Raw genomic sequence first — 19356 nt, 5'->3', positions numbered from 1 at the left:
GGTCAGTTTGTACATTTCAATCTCTCCCAATACGGCGAATCAATGCGCCTGCGGCTTGAGGAAGGCGAGCCAGCGCTGCTCGCCGCGGCGGAACAGCCAGACCAGCGCGAACACGATCACGGCGTACAGCGCGCCGGCGATGCCGAAGGCCTCGAACGAGGCGTAGGTGGCGGAGTTGACGTCGCGCGCCACTTTGAGGATGTCCGGCACCGTGGCGGTGAACGCCAGCGTGGTGGAATGCAGCATCAGGATCACCTCGTTGCTGTAGTACGGCAGCGCGCGGCGCAGCGCCGAGGGCAGGATGACGCGGCGGTACAGCGTGAAGCTCGACATGCCGTAGGCGCGCGCCGCCTCGATCTCGCCGTACGGCGTGGCGCGGATCGCGCCGGCGAAGATTTCCACGGTGTAGGCGCAGGTGTTGAGCGCGAACGCCAGCAGCGTGCAGTTGATGCCTTCGCGGAAGAAGGCGTCCAGCAGCGGCTGGGCGCGCACCGACTCGATGCTGTAGATGCCGGTGTAGAACACCAGGAGCTGGATGTAGAGCGGCGTGCCGCGGAACACGTAGGTGTAGAACCACACCGGGCCGCGGATCAGCGGGTTGGGCGACACGCGCGCCACCGCCAGCGGCACCGCCAGCACGAAGCCGATGCCGATCGAGGCCACCAGCAGCCACAGGGTCATGGCGACGCCGGACAGGTGGTAGCCGTCGCTCCACAGATAGGCTTGCCAGTATTGCTGCAGGATCTCGTTCATAGCGCGGCCTTTCTGACGCCGACCGAGTAGCGGCGCTCCAGCCAGAGCAGGGCGCCGTTCGATACCGTGGTGATGGCGAGGTAGATCAGCCCGCCTACGATGCTGAAGTAGAACAGTTTCATCGAGCTCTTGCCGGCGTCCTGGGTCGCCTTGACGATGTCGGCCAGTCCGATGATGGACACCAGGGCGGTGGCCTTGATCATCACCTGCCAGTTGTTGCCGATGCCCGGCAGCGCGAAGCGCATCATCTGCGGGAACAGCACGCGGCGGAACACCTGCCACGGCTTCATGCCGTAGGCGGAGGCGGCCTCGAGCTGGCCGCGCGGCACGGCCTGGAAGGCGCCACGGAAGGTCTCGGTGAAATAGGCGCCGTAGATGAAGCCCAGCGTCACCACCCCGGCGAGGAAGGGATCGATGTCGATCTGCTCGACGCCGGCCCACTCGGTGGCCTGGTTGAGCAGCATCTGCAGGCTGTAGAACAGCAGCAGCATGATGACCAGGTCGGGCACGCTGCGGATCAGCGTGGTGTAGCCGGTGGCAAGGCCGCGCAACAGGCGGCTGCCGGACAACTTGGAACTGGCGCCGATGAGTCCGATCAGCACCGACGCCAGCATCGACAACAGCGCCAGCTTGATCGTCATCCAGGTGCCGCTCGCAATCAGCGGGCCAAAGCCTTGCAGCAGCATAGCTTACTCCTTAACTTGGGTTACCGATGGCGCGGCCGCAGCCGCCCATCCGCCGTGGTTTTCGTCACGCCGCAATGGCACGACCCCGGGCACGGGCGCGATGGCGCCCCTGCCCGGGTCGATCGGCCCCGCCCGTGTGGAGCGGGGCCGCACCGGCAGCCGCTTGGAACCGCTCAGTGATAGATGTCGAAGGAGAAGTACTTCTTGGCCAGGCGCTGGTAGGTGCCGTCCTGGTGGATCGCGGCAAGTGCCTGGTTGATCTGCTGGCGCAGGTCGGCATCGTCCTTGCGCATGCCGATCGCGGTGCCGGTGCCGAGGATCTTGGCGTCGTTCACTTCCGGCCCGGCGAAGGCGAAGCCGTTGCCGCGCGCGGTTCTCAGGAAGCCGACGTCGGCCTGCACCGCGTCCTGCAGCGAAGCGTCGAGGCGGCCCGACACCAGGTCGGACAGCACCAGGTCCTGGTTCTGGTACGGCACCACGTTCACGCCCTTGGGCTCCCAGTGCGCCTTGGCGTAGGCTTCCTGGGTCGAGCCCTGCTCGACGCCGATGCGCTTGCCGCGCAGCGATTCCGGGGTCGGCTGCAGCGGCGCGCCCTTCTTGGCGATCATGCGCACCGGCGAGTTGTACATCTTGTCGGAGAAGGCGATCTGCTCGGCGCGTTTCTCAGTCACCGACAGCGCCGACAGGATGCCGTCGAACTTCTTGGCCTTGAGCGCCGGGATCATGCCGTCGAAGTCGTTCTCGACCCACACGCATTTGGCTTTCAGTTTCTCGCAGATGGCGTTGCCCAGGTCGACGTCGAAGCCGACCAGCTTGCCGTCGGCGGCCTTCGATTCGAACGGGGCGTAACTGGCGTCGACGCCGAAGCGGATGACCTTCCAGTCCTTGGCGAACACGCCGCTGGAGGCCAGGGCGAGGCAAACGGCGAGGGTGAGTTTCTTCATGGGCTATGTCTCCGTAGACAGCTGAGTGCAATGGGCTCAGGCGGGCGGCCTGGGCCGGGATAAGGCCATCCGGCGCGTGCCGCGCGGCGGGCCATCATGCCGCCACTCTTGCGTTGGATCGGTCAGATGTATAGACAAATCTAAGAGCGAAGCGGGCGCGGTGCAATCGCTTTTTTACGGCGGCAACGCTCAAGGCGGGGGCGAAATGCGCACTGATTACCGTTGGCGCCAGCCTGAAGATGAGCGAAAAATTCATACGGCATCGCTGTTAATTGCTGTATTTCTTTTGTGTATCAGCTATTTAGTTTATTTTTCGCCATGGTTCGGCGTGGGTGACTCCGCTGTGCCTGTCGCGGCGGTGAAAATCACGCGTCCATTTGTGGCTTATCTACGACAGAGCGGCCGGGTGCCAGCGCCAGGGTAGCTAAATATTGTATAGACATAGTTTTGATCGCCACCGCCAGGTCCACGGCGCTTGGGAAGAGCGGCATGGGGCGCTGCCGCCAGCGGGGTCCGTCGACCTTATGGAACTTGACATGAGGCACTGCTGTGGTTGAATGTATATACAACTATCGGAGCCTTTCACCATGACCCGCACCCCTCTGTACGGTGACAGCCTGTGGATCAACGTCCGCCTGGCCACCCTCGACCCGCAACACGCGGCGCCCTATGGCGCGCTGGAGGCGCACGCCCTGTTGGTGCGCGACGGCCGCATCGCCGCCATCGTGCCGCAGGCCGGGATCGACCTGGCTGCCTTTGCCGGCGAGGTGATCGACGGCGCGGGGCGCTGGCTGACGCCGGGGTTGATCGACTGCCACACCCACCTGGTGTACGGCGGCAACCGCGCCGCCGAGTGGGAAAAGCGCCTCACCGGCGTGCCCTACCAGCAGATCGCCGCCGAGGGCGGCGGCATCGTCTCCACGGTGCGCGCCACGCGCGCGCTGGACGAGGAGGCGCTGGCGGATTTGAGCCTGCCGCGCCTGAAGGCGCTGATGCGGGAGGGGGTGACCACGGTCGAGATCAAGTCGGGTTACGGCCTGACGCTGGAGGACGAGCTGAAGCAGCTCGGGGCGGCGCGCCGGTTGGCGGCGGGGCTGCCGGTCGAGGTGGCGCCGACCCTGCTGGCGGCGCACGCCGTGCCGCCGGAGTTCGCCGGCGACGCCGACGGCTATATCGAGCACGTGGTGAACGTGATCCTGCCGGCGGCGGCACGGCAAGGGTTGGCCGAAGCGGTCGACGTGTTCTGCGAGGGCGTCGGCTTCAGCCCGGCGCAGGCCCGGCGCGTGTTCGACGCCGCGCGGCAGCACGGCCTCAAGGTGAAGGGCCACGTCGAGCAGCTCTCCAACCTGCACGGCGCGGCGCTGGTGGCGGAATACCACGGGCTGTCCGCCGACCACATCGAATACCTCGACGATGCCGGGGTGGACGCGCTCAAGGCCGCCGGCACCGTGGCGGTGCTGCTGCCGGGTGCTTACTACTTCCTGCGCGAGACGCAGCAGCCGCCGGTGGCCAGGCTGCGCGCCGCCGGCGTGCCGATGGCGGTGTCCACCGACCTCAACCCCGGCACCAGCCCGTTCGCCTCGCTGCGGCTGGCGCTGAACCAGGCCTGCGTGCTGTTCGGCCTGACCCCGGAAGAGGCGCTCGCCGGCGCCACCCGCCACGCCGCGCAGGCGCTGGGGCGGGGCGCGACGCACGGCAGGTTGGCCGAAGGCTGCGTCGCCGACCTGCTGCTGTGGGACATCGAACACCCGGCCGAGATCGTCTACGGCCTCGGCACCAACCCGCTGCAACTGCGCGTGTTCCGCGGCGTGATCCAGCACGAGTCGAACGAGTAGGGCGGAAGCCCCTTCGGGGCGTTCCGCCATGGCTTGCCGAGGCGCCGATCAGCCGAGATGGCGTGTGCGGCGGAACGCCCCGTAGGGGCTTCCGCCCTACCGGGGCAGGCCCCCGGCGGCCACCGTCGCCACGCCGCGCAGTGCGCTACCCCCTCACCCAATCGTCCCCATCCCCGGCCTTGCCATCCCTTCCAGTTTCCGTGCCGCCTTTCACTCCTCTCTACGCAGCTGAACCGCGACCCAACCACATGTTTCCCGCCTCGTGAGGCGTCGCTGTTGTCCCTTTTCCCGCCTCGATACGCCGTGCCGGCGCCTTGCCACGACACACCGTAACCCGCGCCACGCCTGGCTTGGCGGCAGATGGCGACGAGGGCTGTCGGGTTCCGGCAACATTTTTCGCCGAAATCGCGATTTTCCACTTGTATAGACAATATGATCTCGCTACACTGGGTTCACTTGTATAGACATTTGCCGATCGCAGGATCGGCCTGGCGCAGCGAAAGACTGCTCCAGCGGAAGCCGGAACCGGCTCCACCTGCGATGGGCACCGACCCGTTTCATACCGCGCCTGCCTCAGGGCGTGTTTACAGTCGTTTTATCGCTGCGGCCGAACGTTGCCGGATGCAGCGCAAAGCGCGAGTTCCGCCGCAGTGTCATTCACTGCCAGGGACGAGCAATGCCGCGATGCGCCGGCAACGTCCGGCCCCGCAGGGCTGGCTCGACAAAAGGCCATCTGCGGCGTTGTCAGGTTGGGCCTTGGAACCACCAAGGCCTGCACCTTCCGCCTGGCATCTGACCCTTTGTCGAGTCAGCGCAGCGGATAAAACGACTGTAAACACGCCCTAACAGGCCACTAGGAGGAGTCCCCACCATGACTGACCCGCGCTTTGATGCTTCCCGTGTCATCCACGCCCCCCGCGGCAGCGAAAAGACCTGCAAGAGCTGGCTCACCGAAGCCGCCTACCGCATGATCCAGAACAACCTCGACCCGGAAGTGGCCGAGCATCCGCAAAGCCTGGTGGTGTACGGTGGTATCGGTCGTGCGGCGCGCAACTGGGAGTGCTACGACAAGATTCTGGAAGTGCTGCAGCGTCTGGAAGACGACGAAACCCTGCTGGTGCAGTCCGGCAAGCCGGTGGGCGTGTTCAAGACCCACGCCGACGCCCCGCGCGTGCTGATCGCCAACTCCAACCTGGTGCCGCACTGGGCCAACTGGGACCACTTCAACGAGCTGGATAAGAAGGGCCTGATGATGTACGGTCAGATGACCGCCGGCTCGTGGATCTACATCGGCTCGCAGGGCATCGTGCAGGGCACCTATGAGACCTTCTTCTCGGTGGCCAAGCAGCACTTCGACAACAACCCGAAAGGCCGCTGGATTCTGACCGGCGGTCTCGGTGGCATGGGTGGCGCGCAGCCGCTGGCCTCCACCATGGCCGGCTTCAGCATGATCGCCGTCGAATGCGACGAAACCCGCATCGACTTCCGCCTCAAGACCCGCTACGTTGACCGCAAGGCCACCACGCTGGACGAGGCGCTGGCCATCGTTGAAGACGCCAAACAGTCCGGCAAGGCCGTGTCCGTGGGCCTGCTGGGCAACGCCGCCGACGTGTTCGCCGAGCTCGTCGCCCGTGGCATCACCCCGGACGTGGTGACTGACCAGACTTCCGCCCACGACCCGGTCAACGGCTACCTGCCGCAAGGCTGGACCATGGAGCAGTGGCGTGCCGCGCGTCAGAACGACCCGCAATCGATCGTGCTGCCGGCCAAGCAGACCATGGCCAAGCAGGTGCAGGCGATGCTGACGCTGCAAAGCCGCGGTGCCGCCACGCTGGACTACGGCAACAACATCCGCCAGATGGCGCTGGAAATGGGCGTCGAGAACGCCTTCGACTTCCCGGGCTTCGTGCCGGCCTACGTCCGTCCGCTGTTCTGCGAGGGCACCGGCCCGTTCCGTTGGGTGGCGCTGTCCGGCGATCCGGAAGACATCTACAAGACCGACCAGAAGGTCAAGGAACTGATCCCGGACGATCCGCACCTGCACAACTGGCTCGACATGGCGCGTGAGCGCATCAGCTTCCAGGGTCTGCCGGCGCGTATCTGCTGGGTTGGCCTGAAGGACCGCGCCCGCCTCGGCCTCGCCTTCAACGAAATGGTGAAGAACGGCGAGCTCAAGGCCCCGATCGTGATCGGCCGCGACCACCTCGATTCCGGCTCGGTAGCTTCGCCGAACCGTGAAACCGAAAGCATGCTGGACGGGTCTGATGCAGTATCCGACTGGCCGCTGCTCAACGCCCTCCTGAACACCGCCGGCGGCGCCACCTGGGTATCGCTGCACCACGGCGGCGGCGTGGGCATGGGCTTCAGCCAGCACTCCGGTGTGGTGATCGTGTGCGACGGCACCGACGAAGCCGCCAAGCGCGTCGGCCGCGTGCTGCGCAACGACCCGGGTACTGGTGTAATGCGCCACGCCGACGCCGGCTACGACATCGCCAAGAACTGCGCCAAGGCGCAGGGCCTCGATCTGCCGATGCTGAAGTAAATGTGTAGGGCGGATGCCCTGACCGAGCGAGGCAAGCGAAGCGTCGCGAGGGAGTGAGGGGCGATCCGCCATCCGTGGCCTACGGCCAACGTCGGCCGCCCTACCAGACTGCGTGGCGGAACGCCCCAACGGGGCTTCCGCCCTACGGACTACCAAGGAAATACCCATGACCACCATTACCATCACCCCGGGCAAGCTGACGCTGGCCCAACTGCGCCTGATCGCCCGCGACGCCTCCGTGCAGCTGGCGCTGGACCCGGCCGCCCACGCTGCCATCGACGCCTCCGCCGCCACCGTGGCGCGCGTGCTGGCCGAGAACCGCACCGTGTACGGCATCAACACCGGTTTCGGCTTGCTGGCCAACACCAAGATCGCCCCGGAAGAGCTGGAACTGCTGCAGCGCTCCATCGTGCTGTCGCACGCCGCCGGCATCGGCGAGCCGATGAAGGACAGCACCGTGCGCCTGGTGATGGCGCTCAAGATCAACTCGCTGGCGCGCGGCTTCTCCGGCATCCGCCGCTTGGTGCTGGAAGCGATGATCACCCTGTTCAACAAGGGCATCTACCCGGTGATCCCGCAGAAGGGCTCGGTCGGCGCTTCCGGCGACCTGGCTCCGCTGTCGCACATGAGCGCCGTGCTGATCGGTGAAGGCGAAGCCTTTGTCGACGGCAAGCGCGTGCACGGTCGCGAAGCCATGCATGCCGCCGGCCTCGAGCCGATCACCCTGGCCCCGAAAGAAGGCCTGGCCCTCCTGAACGGCACCCAGGCATCGACTGCCTTCGCGCTGGAAGGCATGTTCGCCGCCGAAGACCTGTACGTCGCCGCCTCCGTGGCCGGTGCCATGTCGGTGGAAGCCGCTCAGGGCAGCCGCCGTCCGTTCGACGACCGTATCCACCAGGTGCGCGGCCACAAGGGCCAGATCGACGCCGCCGCACAATACCGCGCGCTGCTGGGTGACAGCTCCGACATCTCCCACTCGCACGAGAACTGCGGCAAGGTGCAGGACCCGTACTCCCTGCGCTGCCAGCCGCAAGTGATGGGCGCCTGCCTGACCCAGATCCGCCAGGCCTCCGAAGTGCTGCTGACCGAAGCCAACGCCGTCTCCGACAACCCGCTGGTGTTCGCCGACGACAACGACATCATCTCCGGCGGCAACTTCCACGCCGAGCCGGTGGCCTTCGCCGCCGACAACCTGGCGCTGGCCATCGCCGAGATCGGCTCGCTGTCCGAACGCCGCATGGCACTGCTGATCGACAGCAACCTGTCCAAGCTGCCGCCGTTCCTCGTCAACAACGGCGGGGTGAACTCCGGCTTCATGATCGCCCAGGTGACTTCCGCCGCGCTGGCCAGCGAAAACAAGTCGCTGGCCCACCCGGCCTCGGTCGACAGCCTGCCGACCTCGGCCAACCAGGAAGACCACGTTTCGATGGCCACCTTCGCCGGCCGCCGCCTGCGTGACATGGCCGACAACACCGCCGGTATCCTGGCCGTGGAACTGCTGGCTGCCTGCCAGGGCGTGGACTTCCGCGCGCCGAACAAGGCCGCGGAGCAGCTGGAATCCGCCAAGGCCCTGCTGCGCGCCGAAGTGCCGTTCTACGACAAGGACCGCTACTTCGCGCCGGACATCCAGAAGGCCGCCGCGCTGATCCAGCGTGCCGACTACAACCGCTTCGCCATCGACGGGCTGCTGCCGTCGCTGTAAGTCGTCTTTGATCTCATTCCTGTCTGGACCGTCTGGTTCGTTACATGGCCCCGCAAGGGGCCATTTTTTTGTTGGGGCGCCGATTCAGGCACCCAGCAGGTCCAGGCTGCCATTAAGCCAGCCGTAAAATCGGAAGGAATAATGACCGTCGAACAAGCCAAAAAGCCCTTCAAAATCGTTCTGCCGCGCGTACCTGACTTGCCGTAAGCCGCGACCGGGTCCTGATGGAATTGAATGGCTTATTGCTCCTGCCGCGGTCAACGGATTGGTTTCCATCGCGCTGGGAGTAAAAGCATCGATGTTTCGAGAATGCGGAAAGCCGGACGGCGATGATCTATCCGGATTAATTGGCGCGTCGAATCAATCCGCACCCGCAAGCCTCGTTCAGGCGGCGGGGTGCAGCCGTGTTCAATTTCACGCGGGGATTTCAGCGCTTGCCCATGGATTTGGCGAGTGGTGTGACATCAATCAGACGGTTATCAGCAGTCCGGCCGCGCTGGCCGTGCCAGGCAATACGCCGGCAATACCTGTCATAGCTCATCGTTGCGCCCGCGCCAGCGCATGGAGCGCACCGCAACAGGCTAAATCAGAACACAAGCCCTTTACCATGCACGCACCGAGTGAATCGCCGGCAGGAAAAAAACCAATCGTTTGGAAGCCGCACTGGATTACCTGAATTACCCCAATTCATCGAGAAAATACACCGTCGGGACGTCATTGAAGAAACCCCCTGTCGCCATATTGCATTTCCTTCAAACCTGATTTCGCCAGGCATCGCCATCGTTGCAGAATAATGATGAAAAAATGCACGGCATTTCTATCAGCGGCGACGGTGCTTGCCGGATTGGCGAAGGCCATCTTAAAATCATTTGTGATTTTTGCTTCCCGAATCCATTTCCAAAAGCCCTCCCGATCCCACCAAACCACCGCATGAAAAGCGCCGACCAGCATCATCGCAATGGATCCCTTCGCGACTCCCGCGCCACCATCATGGACGTGGCGCGCGACGCCGGGGTCTCCAAGACCAGCGTGTCGCGCTATCTGTCCGGCGAGTTCAAGGTGCTGTCGGACGACATCCGCCAGCGCATCGAGGCCTCGATCGCGCGCCTCGGTTACCGCCCGAGCCAGATGGCGCGCGGGCTCAAGGGCGGCCGCACGCGCCTGATCGGCCTGGTGGTGGCCGACGTGATGAACCCCTACTCGGTGGCCATCCTGCACGGCGCGGAAGCGGTGTGCCAGCAGCATGGCTACACGCTGATGCTGTGCAACACCGGCAACGACGAAGCGCGCGAGAAGCAGGCGCTCTCCATGCTGCGTTCGTACGACGTCGAAGGGCTGATCGTGCACTCGCAGGGGCGCCCGAGCCGCTTCATGTACGACCTGCTGGAATCGAACCTGCCGGTGGTGCTGGTGGACCGGCGCGTGTCCGGCATCGAGGTGGACCTGGTCGGCCTCAACAACCGCCAGGCCTGCCGCGCCGCCACCTTGCATCTGATCGAGCGCGGCTTTGCTGACATCCTGTACGTGACGCAGCCGATCCGCGCGGTCAGCTCGCGCGAGGAACGCCATACCGCCTTTCTGGAAACGCTGGCAGCGCGGCCGGACTGCCGCGGCGAAACGCTCGAATTGGCCGCATTGGACGACGAAGCGGCGCTCGACCATGCGCTTGCCGCCTTCATGTCGCGCGCGGGCTCCCAGCGCAAGGCCCTGCTGGCTGCCAGCGGCGTCGTCACGCTGCAACTGGTGCTGGCACTGCGCCGGCTCGGCCTCACGGTGCCGCAGCAGGTCGGCCTGCTCGGTTTTGATGAGCTCTCATGGTCCAAGCTGGTCGAGCCCGGCATCAGCACGCTGGCGCAACCGACCGACGAGATCGGGTTTCAGGCCGCCACGCGCCTGCTCCAACGCATCGCCACGCCCGACCACGACCACCACGAGCTGCTGCTGCCCGGCACGCTGATCGTGCGCGGCTCCACCAGCGCCTGAACCCGGCGCACTTTCCGTCTCGCCCCTCCTGTCCCCATCGATGACCCCGCCCCCCGTCGCGGCCGCCTCCTGGTGTTATGGAACCGAGTCCATTTATCCGTGATGATGGCGTGTATCACGCGCAACACAATTTGTCCTGCATTGGCCTTCTCGCTAATTTTCTTGTTGCATGACGCAGCGCCGGTGCTATATTCGCCGCAACAAACTTACAAAAACGATGGCTCGCCCCCGGCGCGCCATGTTTTTTCGCTGTTTATGGAACCGGTTCCATAAATCGGTCCGAGACGGTCGAATGCGCAAGAGGAAAACCCATATGCACGCAGTCAACGTGGTGACGTCCGCCTACGGCGCAAGCCTGGTGCAGACGCACGGCCAACAGCATTTCATCGCGCTCGCCGCTGCGGCCGGCGCCGCCGGCATCGAGATTCGGCGCGAGCTCTTTCCCACGACCCCGCCGGAACTCGGCCCGCTCGCCGACGCGCTGACCGCCTCGCCGCTGAACGTGGTCTACTCGGCACCGCTGGAGCTGTTCGGCACGGACGGCCAGCTCGATCTGGCCAGCCTGGAGCTGGCCCTCGCCGAAGCCGCCGAACTCGGCGCCAGCACGCTCAAGCTGCCGCTCGGCCACTACGGCGCCGTCTCCGATCTCGCCCCGCTCGCGCAGCGCCTGGCGGACAGCCCGATCCGCCTGTTGGTGGAAAACGACCAGACCCCCCACGGCGGCACGCTGGCGCCGCTCGTGGCCTTCTTTACCGCCTGCCGCGCCGAGGACGTGCCGGTCGGCATGACCTTCGATATCGGCAACTGGCACTGGACCGGCACCGACCCGCTGGCGGCGGCCGTGGCGCTCGCCCCTTACGTCGACTATCTCCACGGCAAGGGCGTCGAAGCGCGCGGCGGCAAGCTGCACGCGGTGCCGCTCTCCGAGAGCGATGTCGGCTGGCGCCGACTGTTTGCTCACTTTCGCGCCGACATCCCGCGTGCGATCGAATTCCCGCTGATCGGCGACGACCTGGCCGCGCTCACCGTGCGCTATGTCGCGCTGCTCGCTGAGCCTCTCGCGCCAAACACGGTCGAAGCGCTCGACGTGGTCACTTTCGGCGAGGCGATGGCGATGTTCGTGGCGGACGAGCCGGGTGATCTTGCCGCGGCGACGTACTTCAGCCGCCGCCTGGCCGGCGCGGAGACCAACTTCTGCGTCGGCATGGCGCGCCTCGGCTACCGTGTGGGCTGGGTGAGCCGGCTCGGCCAGGATGCGTTCGGCCGCTTCGTGCGCGCCACGCTGGCCACGGAGGGCATCGACTGCTGCGGCGTCGCCACCGACCCGCGCTACCCGACCGGCTTTCAGCTCAAGTCACGCGCCGTCGACGGTTCCGACCCGATCGTCGAATATTTCCGCAAGGGCTCGGCCGCCAGCCAGCTATCGCGCGCCGACTTCGACCCGACCTATTTCGCTGCCGCGCGCCATTTCCATTGCACCGGCGTGGCACCGGCGCTATCCGACGGCACCTGGCAATTCGCCCAGCACGCGCTCGACTTCATGCGTAGCGCCGGCAAAACCATCTCGTTCGACCCCAACCTGCGCCCGAGCCTGTGGCCATCCGAGGCCGAGATGATCCGCCGCATCAACGCGCTGGCGGCCAAGGCCGACTGGGTGCTGCCCGGTATTGCCGAAGGACGCCTGCTCACCGGCTGTCGCACCCCGGAGGACATCGCCGCCTTCTACCTCGCACAAGGCGCGCGCCTGGTGGTGATCAAGCTCGGTGCTGAGGGCGCCTACTACCGCAGCGCCACCGAGCAGGGCTACGTCGCCGCGGTCTTGGTGGACGAGGTGGTCGATACGGTCGGCGCCGGCGACGGTTTTGCCGCCGGCGTGGTGAGTGCGCTGCTCGAAGGCCTGCCGCTCGCTGCCGCGGTGGCGCGCGGCAATCGGGTCGGCGCCTTCGCGATCCAATCGGTCGGCGACATGGAGGGGCTGCCCACGCGTGCCCAGCTCGAGGCGGCCAGCCCCGCCTGACCCAGACCAGATTCCAACACACAAGAAAAACGGCCCGAGCCGTCATGTAGTACTACATAAATCATACAAAGGAGACAAAAATGGAGTCGCGTACCGCCACCAGCCGCCGCTGGTTATTCGTCCTGCCCATGGTGTTCATCACCTACAGCCTGGCCTACCTCGACCGTGCCAACTACGGCTTCGCCGCCGCCGCGCACATGTCGACCGACCTCAGCATCAGCAAGAGCATGGCCTCGCTGATCGGAGCGCTGTTCTTCCTCGGCTACTTTTTCTTCCAGATTCCGGCGGCGTATTACGCGCAGCAGCGCAACGTCAAGAAACTGATCTTCTGGAGCCTGATCCTGTGGGGCGGCTGTGCCACGCTCACTGGTATGGTGCACAACGCCTACTGGCTGCTGGCGATCCGCTTCCTGCTCGGCGCGGTCGAGGCCGCGGTGATGCCGGCCATGCTGATTTACCTCAGCAACTGGTTCACCCGCGGCGAGCGCTCGCGCGCCAACACGGTGCTGATCCTCGGCAACCCGGTCACCGTGCTGTGGATGTCGATCCTGTCCGGCTACCTGGTGCACGCGTTCGGCTGGCGCCTGATGTTCATCATCGAGGGGCTGCCGGCAGTGCTCTGGGCCGTGGTCTGGGCGCTGACGACCAAGGAGCGTCCGGCCGATGCCGACTGGCTCGACGAGCAGGAAAAAACCGAGCTCGCCGCTGCGCTGGCGCAGGAACAGGCCGGGCTCAAGGCGGTGAAGAACTACCGCGAGGCGTTCCGCCAGCCCAAGGTGATCCTGCTGTGCCTGCAGTACTTCTGCTGGAGCATCGGGGTGTACGGCTTCGTGCTGTGGCTGCCGTCGATCCTGCGCGAAGCGTCCAAGCTCGACATGGTGGCCACCGGCTGGCTGTCCGCGCTGCCGTATCTTGCCGCCGTGCTGGCCATGCTGACGGTCTCCCACTTCTCCGACAAACTGCGCAACCGCAAGCTGTTCGTGTGGCCGCCGCTGCTGATCGGCGCGCTCGCCTTCCTCGGTTCCTTTCTCGTCGGCGGCACACACTTCTGGCTCGCCTATGGCCTGTTGGTGATCGCCGGCGCCGCGATGTACGCCCCGTACGGGCCGTTCTTCGCCATCGTGCCGGAAATGCTACCGAAGAACGTGGCCGGCGGCGCCATGGCGCTGATCAACAGCACCGGCGCGCTCGGCGGCTTCCTCGGCTCCTACCTGGTGGGCTACTTCAACAGCGCCACCGGCAGCCCGGACGCCTCCTACATCTTCATGGCGGGTTCGCTGTTCGTGTCCGCGCTGGTCACCCTGCTGGTGCGCCCCGAGCCGCAGCCGGACATCGTAGTGACCGCCCGCCATGCCAACACCTGAGATGGAATCCTTGCCATGAAAAAACGCGTAGTCGCCTACAAGAAATTGCCGCCGGCCCTGCTGGCGCGGCTGACCGAACGGTTCGAGGTGTCCGCCTTCGACGGCGTGAACGATGCCAACCGCGCCGCGTTCGCCGAGGCGGTCGCCAGTGCGCACGGGCTGATCGGCGCCAGCGTCAGGATGGATGCGGCCCTGCTCGACCCGGCGCGCGAGCTCGAGATCATCTCGACCATTTCGGTCGGCTATGACACCTTCGACGTCGACTACCTGACCCGGCGCGGCATCCTGCTCGCCCACACGCCGGACGTGCTGACCGAGACCACCGCCGACACCGTCTTCGCACTGATCTTGGCCACGGCGCGGCGCGTGGTGGAACTGGCCGAACTCGTCAAGGCCGGCCACTGGCAGCGCAGCATCGGCCCGGCGCATTTCGGCGTGGACGTGCACCACAAGACGCTCGGCCTGATCGGCCTCGGCCGCATCGGCCAGGCGGTGGCGCGGCGCGCCAACCTGGGCTTCGGCATGAACGTGGTCTATTACAGCCGCCACGCCGTGCCGGAGGCGGAAGCGGCCTACGGCGCACGCCGTGTCGAGCTGGACGAGCTTTATGCCAGCGCCGATTTCGTGTGCGTGGTGCTGCCGCTGACGGCGGAAACGGAGCAGCTGATCGACGCCGACGCCTTCGCGCGCATGCGTCCGGAAACGATCTTCATCAACGGCTCGCGCGGGCGCATCGTGGACGAGGCCGCGCTGATCCAGGCGCTCAAGAGCGGCGCCATCCACGGCGCCGGCCTCGACGTGTTCGAGCGTGAACCGCTGCCGGCCGATTCGCCCTTGCTGCAGTTGCCGAATGTGGTGGCGCTGCCGCACATCGGCTCGGCCACGCACGAAACCCGCTTCGCCATGGCCGAGATGGCGGTCGACAATTTGATCGCCGGCCTGAATGGACAGCGCCCCCGGGCCGTGGTGAACCCGCCGTCTCGGCCCTTTGCCATCGAGGGGGAAGTCAGATGATGACCTTGACGCTTGCCTGTCGGTGGGGGGCGTTTCCTGCCGCGGTCTGGGCTTGTCTCGGGCAGGCCCCCGACGTCGCATCGATCAAACCGGCGGCGGCCTGAAACCTTGGCGGCACGCCGCCCGCCGGTTCGCATCAACAGGGTCGGCGTGGCGCCGGTTCGGTTTTTGCTGCCGGTAACCAAGCGGGCAGTCCGGTAGGTTAATGAAACGGACGCCTCTCCCGAGACGGCCGGCCCGGCTACACCAACGACAACGGCTCCCGCGGGAGCCGTTTTTGTTGCCTACCGTCCGGGCGGCGCTTCAGTGCGACACCTCGGCGTGTTCTTCCTTGAACATCTGGCGCAATTGCTCGCGCAGCTGCGGGCTATCCTGGTAGCCGTGCACCGCGACCGCGTGCTGCACCGCGGCGCTCAACAGCTCGTCCTCGCTGTCCGCGGCGATCGACACGGTGCATTGCGGGGTACCCGGATACTCCCGGCAGTCTATGAATTTCCTGGCCATGATCCGTTCCTTTGTCCCCTTGGGGACGTGTGCGCCATCCTGGTGGCGACACCCCTGCTACTGCGAATCGATTTTCACCTGTTTGCACCTGATTTATAGCACTTTTCCCATCTTCTCCCGCCTCTGCTGCGTGTCGGGGTGGCCTTTGGGCGTAAAGAAGCGAATAGTGTAAATAAGCGGAGCGGGACGATCGCGTCTGGAGAAATCTGCGCAGGGAGTAGCCTACTATGAAAGAAAAGGATTCAGAGGCAGGAAAGGGGGAGCTTATGTCCAATGGCATGAATCCTGCGCTGCGCGGGGTGAGAGCCGTCATCCGTCGTCCCTGGGTGATCGTGGTCGTGGTGGTACTGGCGTTGATCGCCGTCGCCGCCTACCTGATCTCCGAGGAGGTCACCAGTTCGCGCTGGCAGGCACACTACCTGAACAACCTGAACCACCAACTCACCTTCAAACTCGAGCCAGGGCCGGCACCGGTGCGCGAGGTTCGCTATCCCAAGACCGGGCCGTACGACCAGCTGCTGGGCTATACCGCACTGCCTGGCTATCTGCAGCGGCTGCAGGGCCAGGGCTACGCCGTGGAGCAGCAGGCGCGCATGTCGCCGCGCCAGCGCGAGCTGATCGACTTCGGGCTGTACCCGAGCTACCGCGAGAAGATGCAAGCCGGCCTCAATGTGTCCGATTGCAGTGGCGAGCCACTGTTTGCGGCGCGCTATCCGGAACGTACCTACCACAGCTTCGAGTCCATTCCGCCGATCCTGGTGCAGTCGCTGCTATTCATCGAGAACCGCGAGCTGCTCGACGACCGCAACCCGACGCGTAACCCGGCGGTGGACTGGGGACGCTTCTCCAAGGCGGTGATCGAGCGGGTGCAGAGCGTCTTCATGTCCGACGTCGATACCTCCGGCGGCAGCACGCTCGCCACCCAGATCGAGAAGTACCGCCATTCCGAGGGCGGGCGCACCGGCAGTCCCAAGGACAAGCTGCGGCAGATGGCGTCGGCCTCGGTGCGCGCCTACCGCAACGGCGAGGACACCACGGCCGAGCGCCGCCAGATCGCGCTGAACTACGTCAATACCGTGCCGCTCAGCGCCAAGAGCGGCTACGGCGCGGTCAACGGCCTGGGCGACGGACTGTGGGCCTGGTACGGCCGCGACATGGCCGACGTCAACCGGCTGCTGGCCGGCGACACCACGGCGCCGCTGGCCGAGCGCGCACTGGCCTACAAGCAGGCGCTGAGCCTGATGATCGCGCAGCGCCGCCCATCGTATTACCTGAGCGGCTCGTCGCAGCCGCTGGAGGAACTCACCGACAGCTACCTGCGCCTGCTCGCCTCGGCGGGCGTGATCGCGCCGGCCTGGCGCGACGCGGCGCTGGCCCAGCCGCTCAAGCGGCGCGAGGCGGCGATCAGCGCGCCGCCGGTGTCGTTCCTCGAGCGCAAGGCCGCCAACGCCACGCGCACCCGGATCGCCGGCGTGCTCGGCGTGCCGCGCCTGTACGATCTGGACCACCTCGACCTGACGGCCCAGAGTACGCTGGACCAGCCGCTGCAGCAGGTGGCGAGCACCACGCTGTACGGCCTGCGCGACCCGGACAAGGCGCGCGACGCCGGCCTGATCGCGCCGCGCCTGCTCGATACCGGCGACCCGGCCAAGGTCATCTACAGCTTCACGCTGTTCGAGCGCACGCCGGGGGTCAACCTGGTGCGGGTGCAGACCGACAACTACGACCAGCCCTTCGACATCAACCGCGGCACCAAGCTCGACCTGGGCTCAACCGCCAAGCTGCGCACCCTGGTGAGCTACCTGGAAATCGTCGCCGGGCTGCACCAGCGTTACGTCGGGATGAGCCCGGAAGAGTTGAAGAAAGTCCCGGTGGCGGAGCTCGACTTCATCACGCGCTGGGCGGTCGACTACCTGAAAACGGCGCAGGACCGCAGCCTCAAGGCGATGCTGGAAGCGGCGATGGAGCGCAAGTATTCGGCCAACCCGGGCGAGGCGTTCTACACCGGCGGCGGTATCCACACCTTCGTCAACTTCAACCCGCTCGACAACTACCGCATCCTCACCGTGCGCGAGGGCCTGCGCAATTCGGTCAACCTGGTGTTCGTGCGCCTGATGCGCGACGTGGTGCGTCATTACATGTACCAGGTGCCGGGGTCCAGCACCATGCTGCTGTCCGACCCCAACGACCCGCGCCGCATGGCCTACCTGCAGCGCTTCGCCGACCGCGAGGGGAAAGTGTACCTGCACGGCTTCTGGCAGAAATACCACGGCAAGAGCCCGGCCGAGGCCGAGGAACTGCTGGTGCAGGGCATCCGGCCGAGCCCGGTGCGGCTGGCGGTGATCTTCCGCTCGCTGCACCCGGACGCCAACCTGGACGCCTTCCGCCGTTTCCTGACGGACAACCTGCCCAACTCGTCGCTGGATGAAAAGGACATCGACAAGCTGTACGCCAACTACGCGATCGAACGCTTCAACCTCAACGACCGTGGCTACCTGGCCCGGGTGCACCCGCTGGAACTGTGGCTGCTGGGCTACCTGGCGCGCGAACCCAAGGCCACGCTGTCGCAGGCGCTGGCGGCGAGCCGCGAGCAGCGCCAGGAGGTGTACGGCTGGCTGTTCAAGTCGCGCAACAAGGTCGGGCAGGACCGGCGTATCCGCGAGCTGCTGGAAGAAGACGCCTTCCGCGAGATCCACAAGGGCTGGAAACGGCTGGGCTATCCGTTCGATTCGCTGGTGCCGTCCTACGCCACCACGCTCGGGGCGTCGGCCGACCGGCCGGCGGCGCTGGCCGAACTGATGGGGGTGCTGGTGAACGATGGCGTCCGCCAGCCCAGCATCCTGATCGACCGCCTGCACTTCGCCGCCGATACCCCGTACGAAGTGGCGCTGGCGTACCGGCGCAGCCAGGGCGAACGGCTGCTGCCGGTGGAAGTGGCGCAGGTGGCGCGTGCGGCGCTGACCGAAGTGGTCGAACAGGGCACCGCCGCCCGCCTCAAGGGCGCCTTCACCGCCCAGGACGGCACGCCGCTGCCGGTGGGCGGCAAGACCGGCACCGGCGACCACCGCTTCGACACCTTCGGCAGGGGCGGGGTGCTGTTGTCGTCGCGCGTGGTGAGCCGTTCGGGCACCTTCGTGTTCTTCATCGGCGACCGCTACTTCGGCACCCTGACCGCCTACGTGGCCGGGCCGGAAGCCGCCAAGTACGGCTTCACCAGCGGCCTGCCGGTGCAGATCATGAAGGTGCTGGCGCCGACGCTGACACGCCTGACCGGGCTCAACGTGCCGCTCGGGCAGTCGCCGGCCTGCCGCCACACGCCGGCCTGAACGGAACAAGGGCGGGCTGGAGGCGGGGAGTGGGGTTGCGGGGGATGGCCGGGCGCCGTGCGGGCAGCTATTCCATCGGCGCAGGACGCCGGCGCAGCTCCACGGCGCTCGTCACGGGCAAGCGGCGTTTAGCCGGCTTGTTTGGCTTGCTGGTATTTTTCCTCGGCATCGCGCAGGCACAGGTCCTTGCGGTATTGGCTCATGTTGTCGCAATCCAGCTTGGTCGAAATGTAGATCTCGGTAGCCTGTTGCAGGCTGGTGGCGGGTTTGCCCTGTTCTTGCTGCGGCTGGGCCGGGCTGGCGGCCAGTGCCGGCCCGGCGAGCAGGGCGGCGGAGACGAGGGCGGCTGATACATACCTGATCATGATCGGACTCCTTGTTGTTGTGACGGCCATCGGGCGCAAGACACGCCGTGACGCCATGAGCGGCGGACGGCGTAGATTATCCGGTGCCCCGAGAGCCATTCTCATTATTGACCCGATTTTCTGCCAAATCAGGGAGAGATTGTGAAGGAGGCCTCTCATGGTGTCGCGCCAGCTGGGAGTGTGACGGGGAGGGGAAAACGGCCGCAGGGGGCGGCCGGGTTATCGTGCGCTTAGAACCTGTTCCCGATCTTGCTGCGCATCCCTGATCGGGGCGCATGTGCCCTGTGTGCCAATCTATCGCTGAGCCAATCGAAGATTGGC

15 protein-coding genes are annotated in these 19356 nt (G+C 65.9%); 9 read left to right on the top strand and 6 right to left on the bottom strand.

Going from position 1 to position 19356, the window contains the following annotated elements:
- Positions 1–39 precede the first annotated feature (39 nt).
- The 3 genes from B9N72_RS18715 to B9N72_RS18705 all read right to left on the bottom strand — a co-directional run bounded on the left by B9N72_RS18715 (position 40) and on the right by B9N72_RS18705 (position 2383).
- Complete coding sequence (locus B9N72_RS18715) at positions 40–753, bottom strand: ABC transporter permease (protein ID WP_008955450.1); 714 nt, start codon at positions 751–753, stop codon at positions 40–42.
- The gene (locus tag B9N72_RS18710) at positions 750–1439 is read right to left on the bottom strand and encodes an ABC transporter permease (protein ID WP_085277722.1); all 690 of its coding nucleotides are present in this window, start codon (positions 1437–1439) and stop codon (positions 750–752) included. Before B9N72_RS18710 ends, B9N72_RS18715 begins: the two co-directional genes overlap by 4 nt.
- A gap of 173 nt (positions 1440–1612) precedes the next feature.
- Positions 1613–2383, bottom strand: coding sequence for an ABC transporter substrate-binding protein (locus tag B9N72_RS18705; protein ID WP_085277721.1), 771 nt, complete (start codon positions 2381–2383; stop codon positions 1613–1615).
- A gap of 587 nt (positions 2384–2970) precedes the next feature.
- Between B9N72_RS18705 and hutI the strand changes: the two genes are divergently transcribed.
- The 4 genes from hutI (at position 2971) to B9N72_RS20960 (ending at position 9138) form a co-directional block, all read left to right on the top strand.
- On the top strand, positions 2971–4218 hold the full coding sequence (hutI, locus tag B9N72_RS18700; protein WP_085277720.1) for an imidazolonepropionase: 1248 nt from the start codon (positions 2971–2973) through the stop codon (positions 4216–4218).
- An 871-nt stretch (positions 4219–5089) separates the two neighbouring features.
- Positions 5090–6760: a urocanate hydratase gene (hutU, locus tag B9N72_RS18695; RefSeq protein ID WP_085277719.1), complete on the top strand. Its 1671-nt coding sequence runs from the start codon at positions 5090–5092 to the stop codon at positions 6758–6760.
- A 166-nt stretch (positions 6761–6926) separates the two neighbouring features.
- Positions 6927–8462, top strand: coding sequence for a histidine ammonia-lyase (gene hutH / locus B9N72_RS18690; RefSeq protein ID WP_085277718.1), 1536 nt, complete (start codon positions 6927–6929; stop codon positions 8460–8462).
- Between the two features lie 265 nt (positions 8463–8727).
- Positions 8728–9138, top strand: a complete 411-nt coding sequence (locus B9N72_RS20960; protein WP_143477871.1) for a hypothetical protein — start codon at positions 8728–8730, stop codon at positions 9136–9138.
- Between the two features lie 38 nt (positions 9139–9176).
- Here the strand turns inward: B9N72_RS20960 and B9N72_RS20955 are convergent, their stop codons facing one another.
- On the bottom strand, positions 9177–9416 hold the full coding sequence (locus tag B9N72_RS20955) for a hypothetical protein (RefSeq protein WP_143477870.1): 240 nt from the start codon (positions 9414–9416) through the stop codon (positions 9177–9179).
- Between B9N72_RS20955 and B9N72_RS18685 the strand changes: the two genes are divergently transcribed.
- The 4 genes from B9N72_RS18685 to B9N72_RS18670 all read left to right on the top strand — a co-directional run bounded on the left by B9N72_RS18685 (position 9393) and on the right by B9N72_RS18670 (position 14840).
- The gene (locus B9N72_RS18685) at positions 9393–10445 is read left to right on the top strand and encodes a LacI family DNA-binding transcriptional regulator (protein WP_085277717.1); all 1053 of its coding nucleotides are present in this window, start codon (positions 9393–9395) and stop codon (positions 10443–10445) included. The genes B9N72_RS20955 and B9N72_RS18685 overlap by 24 nt on opposite strands.
- Before the next feature lie 313 nt (positions 10446–10758).
- Positions 10759–12462: a PfkB family carbohydrate kinase gene (locus tag B9N72_RS18680; protein WP_085277716.1), complete on the top strand. Its 1704-nt coding sequence runs from the start codon at positions 10759–10761 to the stop codon at positions 12460–12462.
- An 80-nt stretch (positions 12463–12542) separates the two neighbouring features.
- The gene (locus B9N72_RS18675; RefSeq protein WP_085277715.1) at positions 12543–13826 is read left to right on the top strand and encodes an MFS transporter; all 1284 of its coding nucleotides are present in this window, start codon (positions 12543–12545) and stop codon (positions 13824–13826) included.
- A 15-nt stretch (positions 13827–13841) separates the two neighbouring features.
- On the top strand, positions 13842–14840 hold the full coding sequence (locus B9N72_RS18670; protein WP_085277714.1) for a 2-hydroxyacid dehydrogenase: 999 nt from the start codon (positions 13842–13844) through the stop codon (positions 14838–14840).
- A gap of 303 nt (positions 14841–15143) precedes the next feature.
- Here B9N72_RS18670 and B9N72_RS18665 read toward each other — a convergent pair whose 3' ends face one another.
- Positions 15144–15344 carry a DUF1059 domain-containing protein gene (locus B9N72_RS18665; protein ID WP_085277713.1) on the bottom strand — a complete coding sequence of 67 codons (201 nt, stop codon included), beginning with the start codon at positions 15342–15344 and terminating at the stop codon, positions 15144–15146.
- Positions 15345–15610: 266 nt separating this feature from the next.
- Here B9N72_RS18665 and B9N72_RS18660 point away from each other — a divergent pair, with 266 nt between their 5' ends.
- Positions 15611–18670: a transglycosylase domain-containing protein gene (locus B9N72_RS18660; protein ID WP_234986048.1), complete on the top strand. Its 3060-nt coding sequence runs from the start codon at positions 15611–15613 to the stop codon at positions 18668–18670.
- 128 nt (positions 18671–18798) lie between these two features.
- Here B9N72_RS18660 and B9N72_RS18655 read toward each other — a convergent pair whose 3' ends face one another.
- On the bottom strand, positions 18799–19035 hold the full coding sequence (locus B9N72_RS18655; protein ID WP_008955462.1) for a hypothetical protein: 237 nt from the start codon (positions 19033–19035) through the stop codon (positions 18799–18801).
- Positions 19036–19356 lie beyond the last annotated feature (321 nt).

It is taken from the genome of Pseudogulbenkiania subflava DSM 22618, from assembly GCF_900177275.1.
Classification (GTDB): domain Bacteria; phylum Pseudomonadota; class Gammaproteobacteria; order Burkholderiales; family Chromobacteriaceae; genus Pseudogulbenkiania; species Pseudogulbenkiania subflava.
Note: the sequence above shows the minus strand (reverse complement) of the source record. Positions and strands in the feature narration are given on the sequence as shown.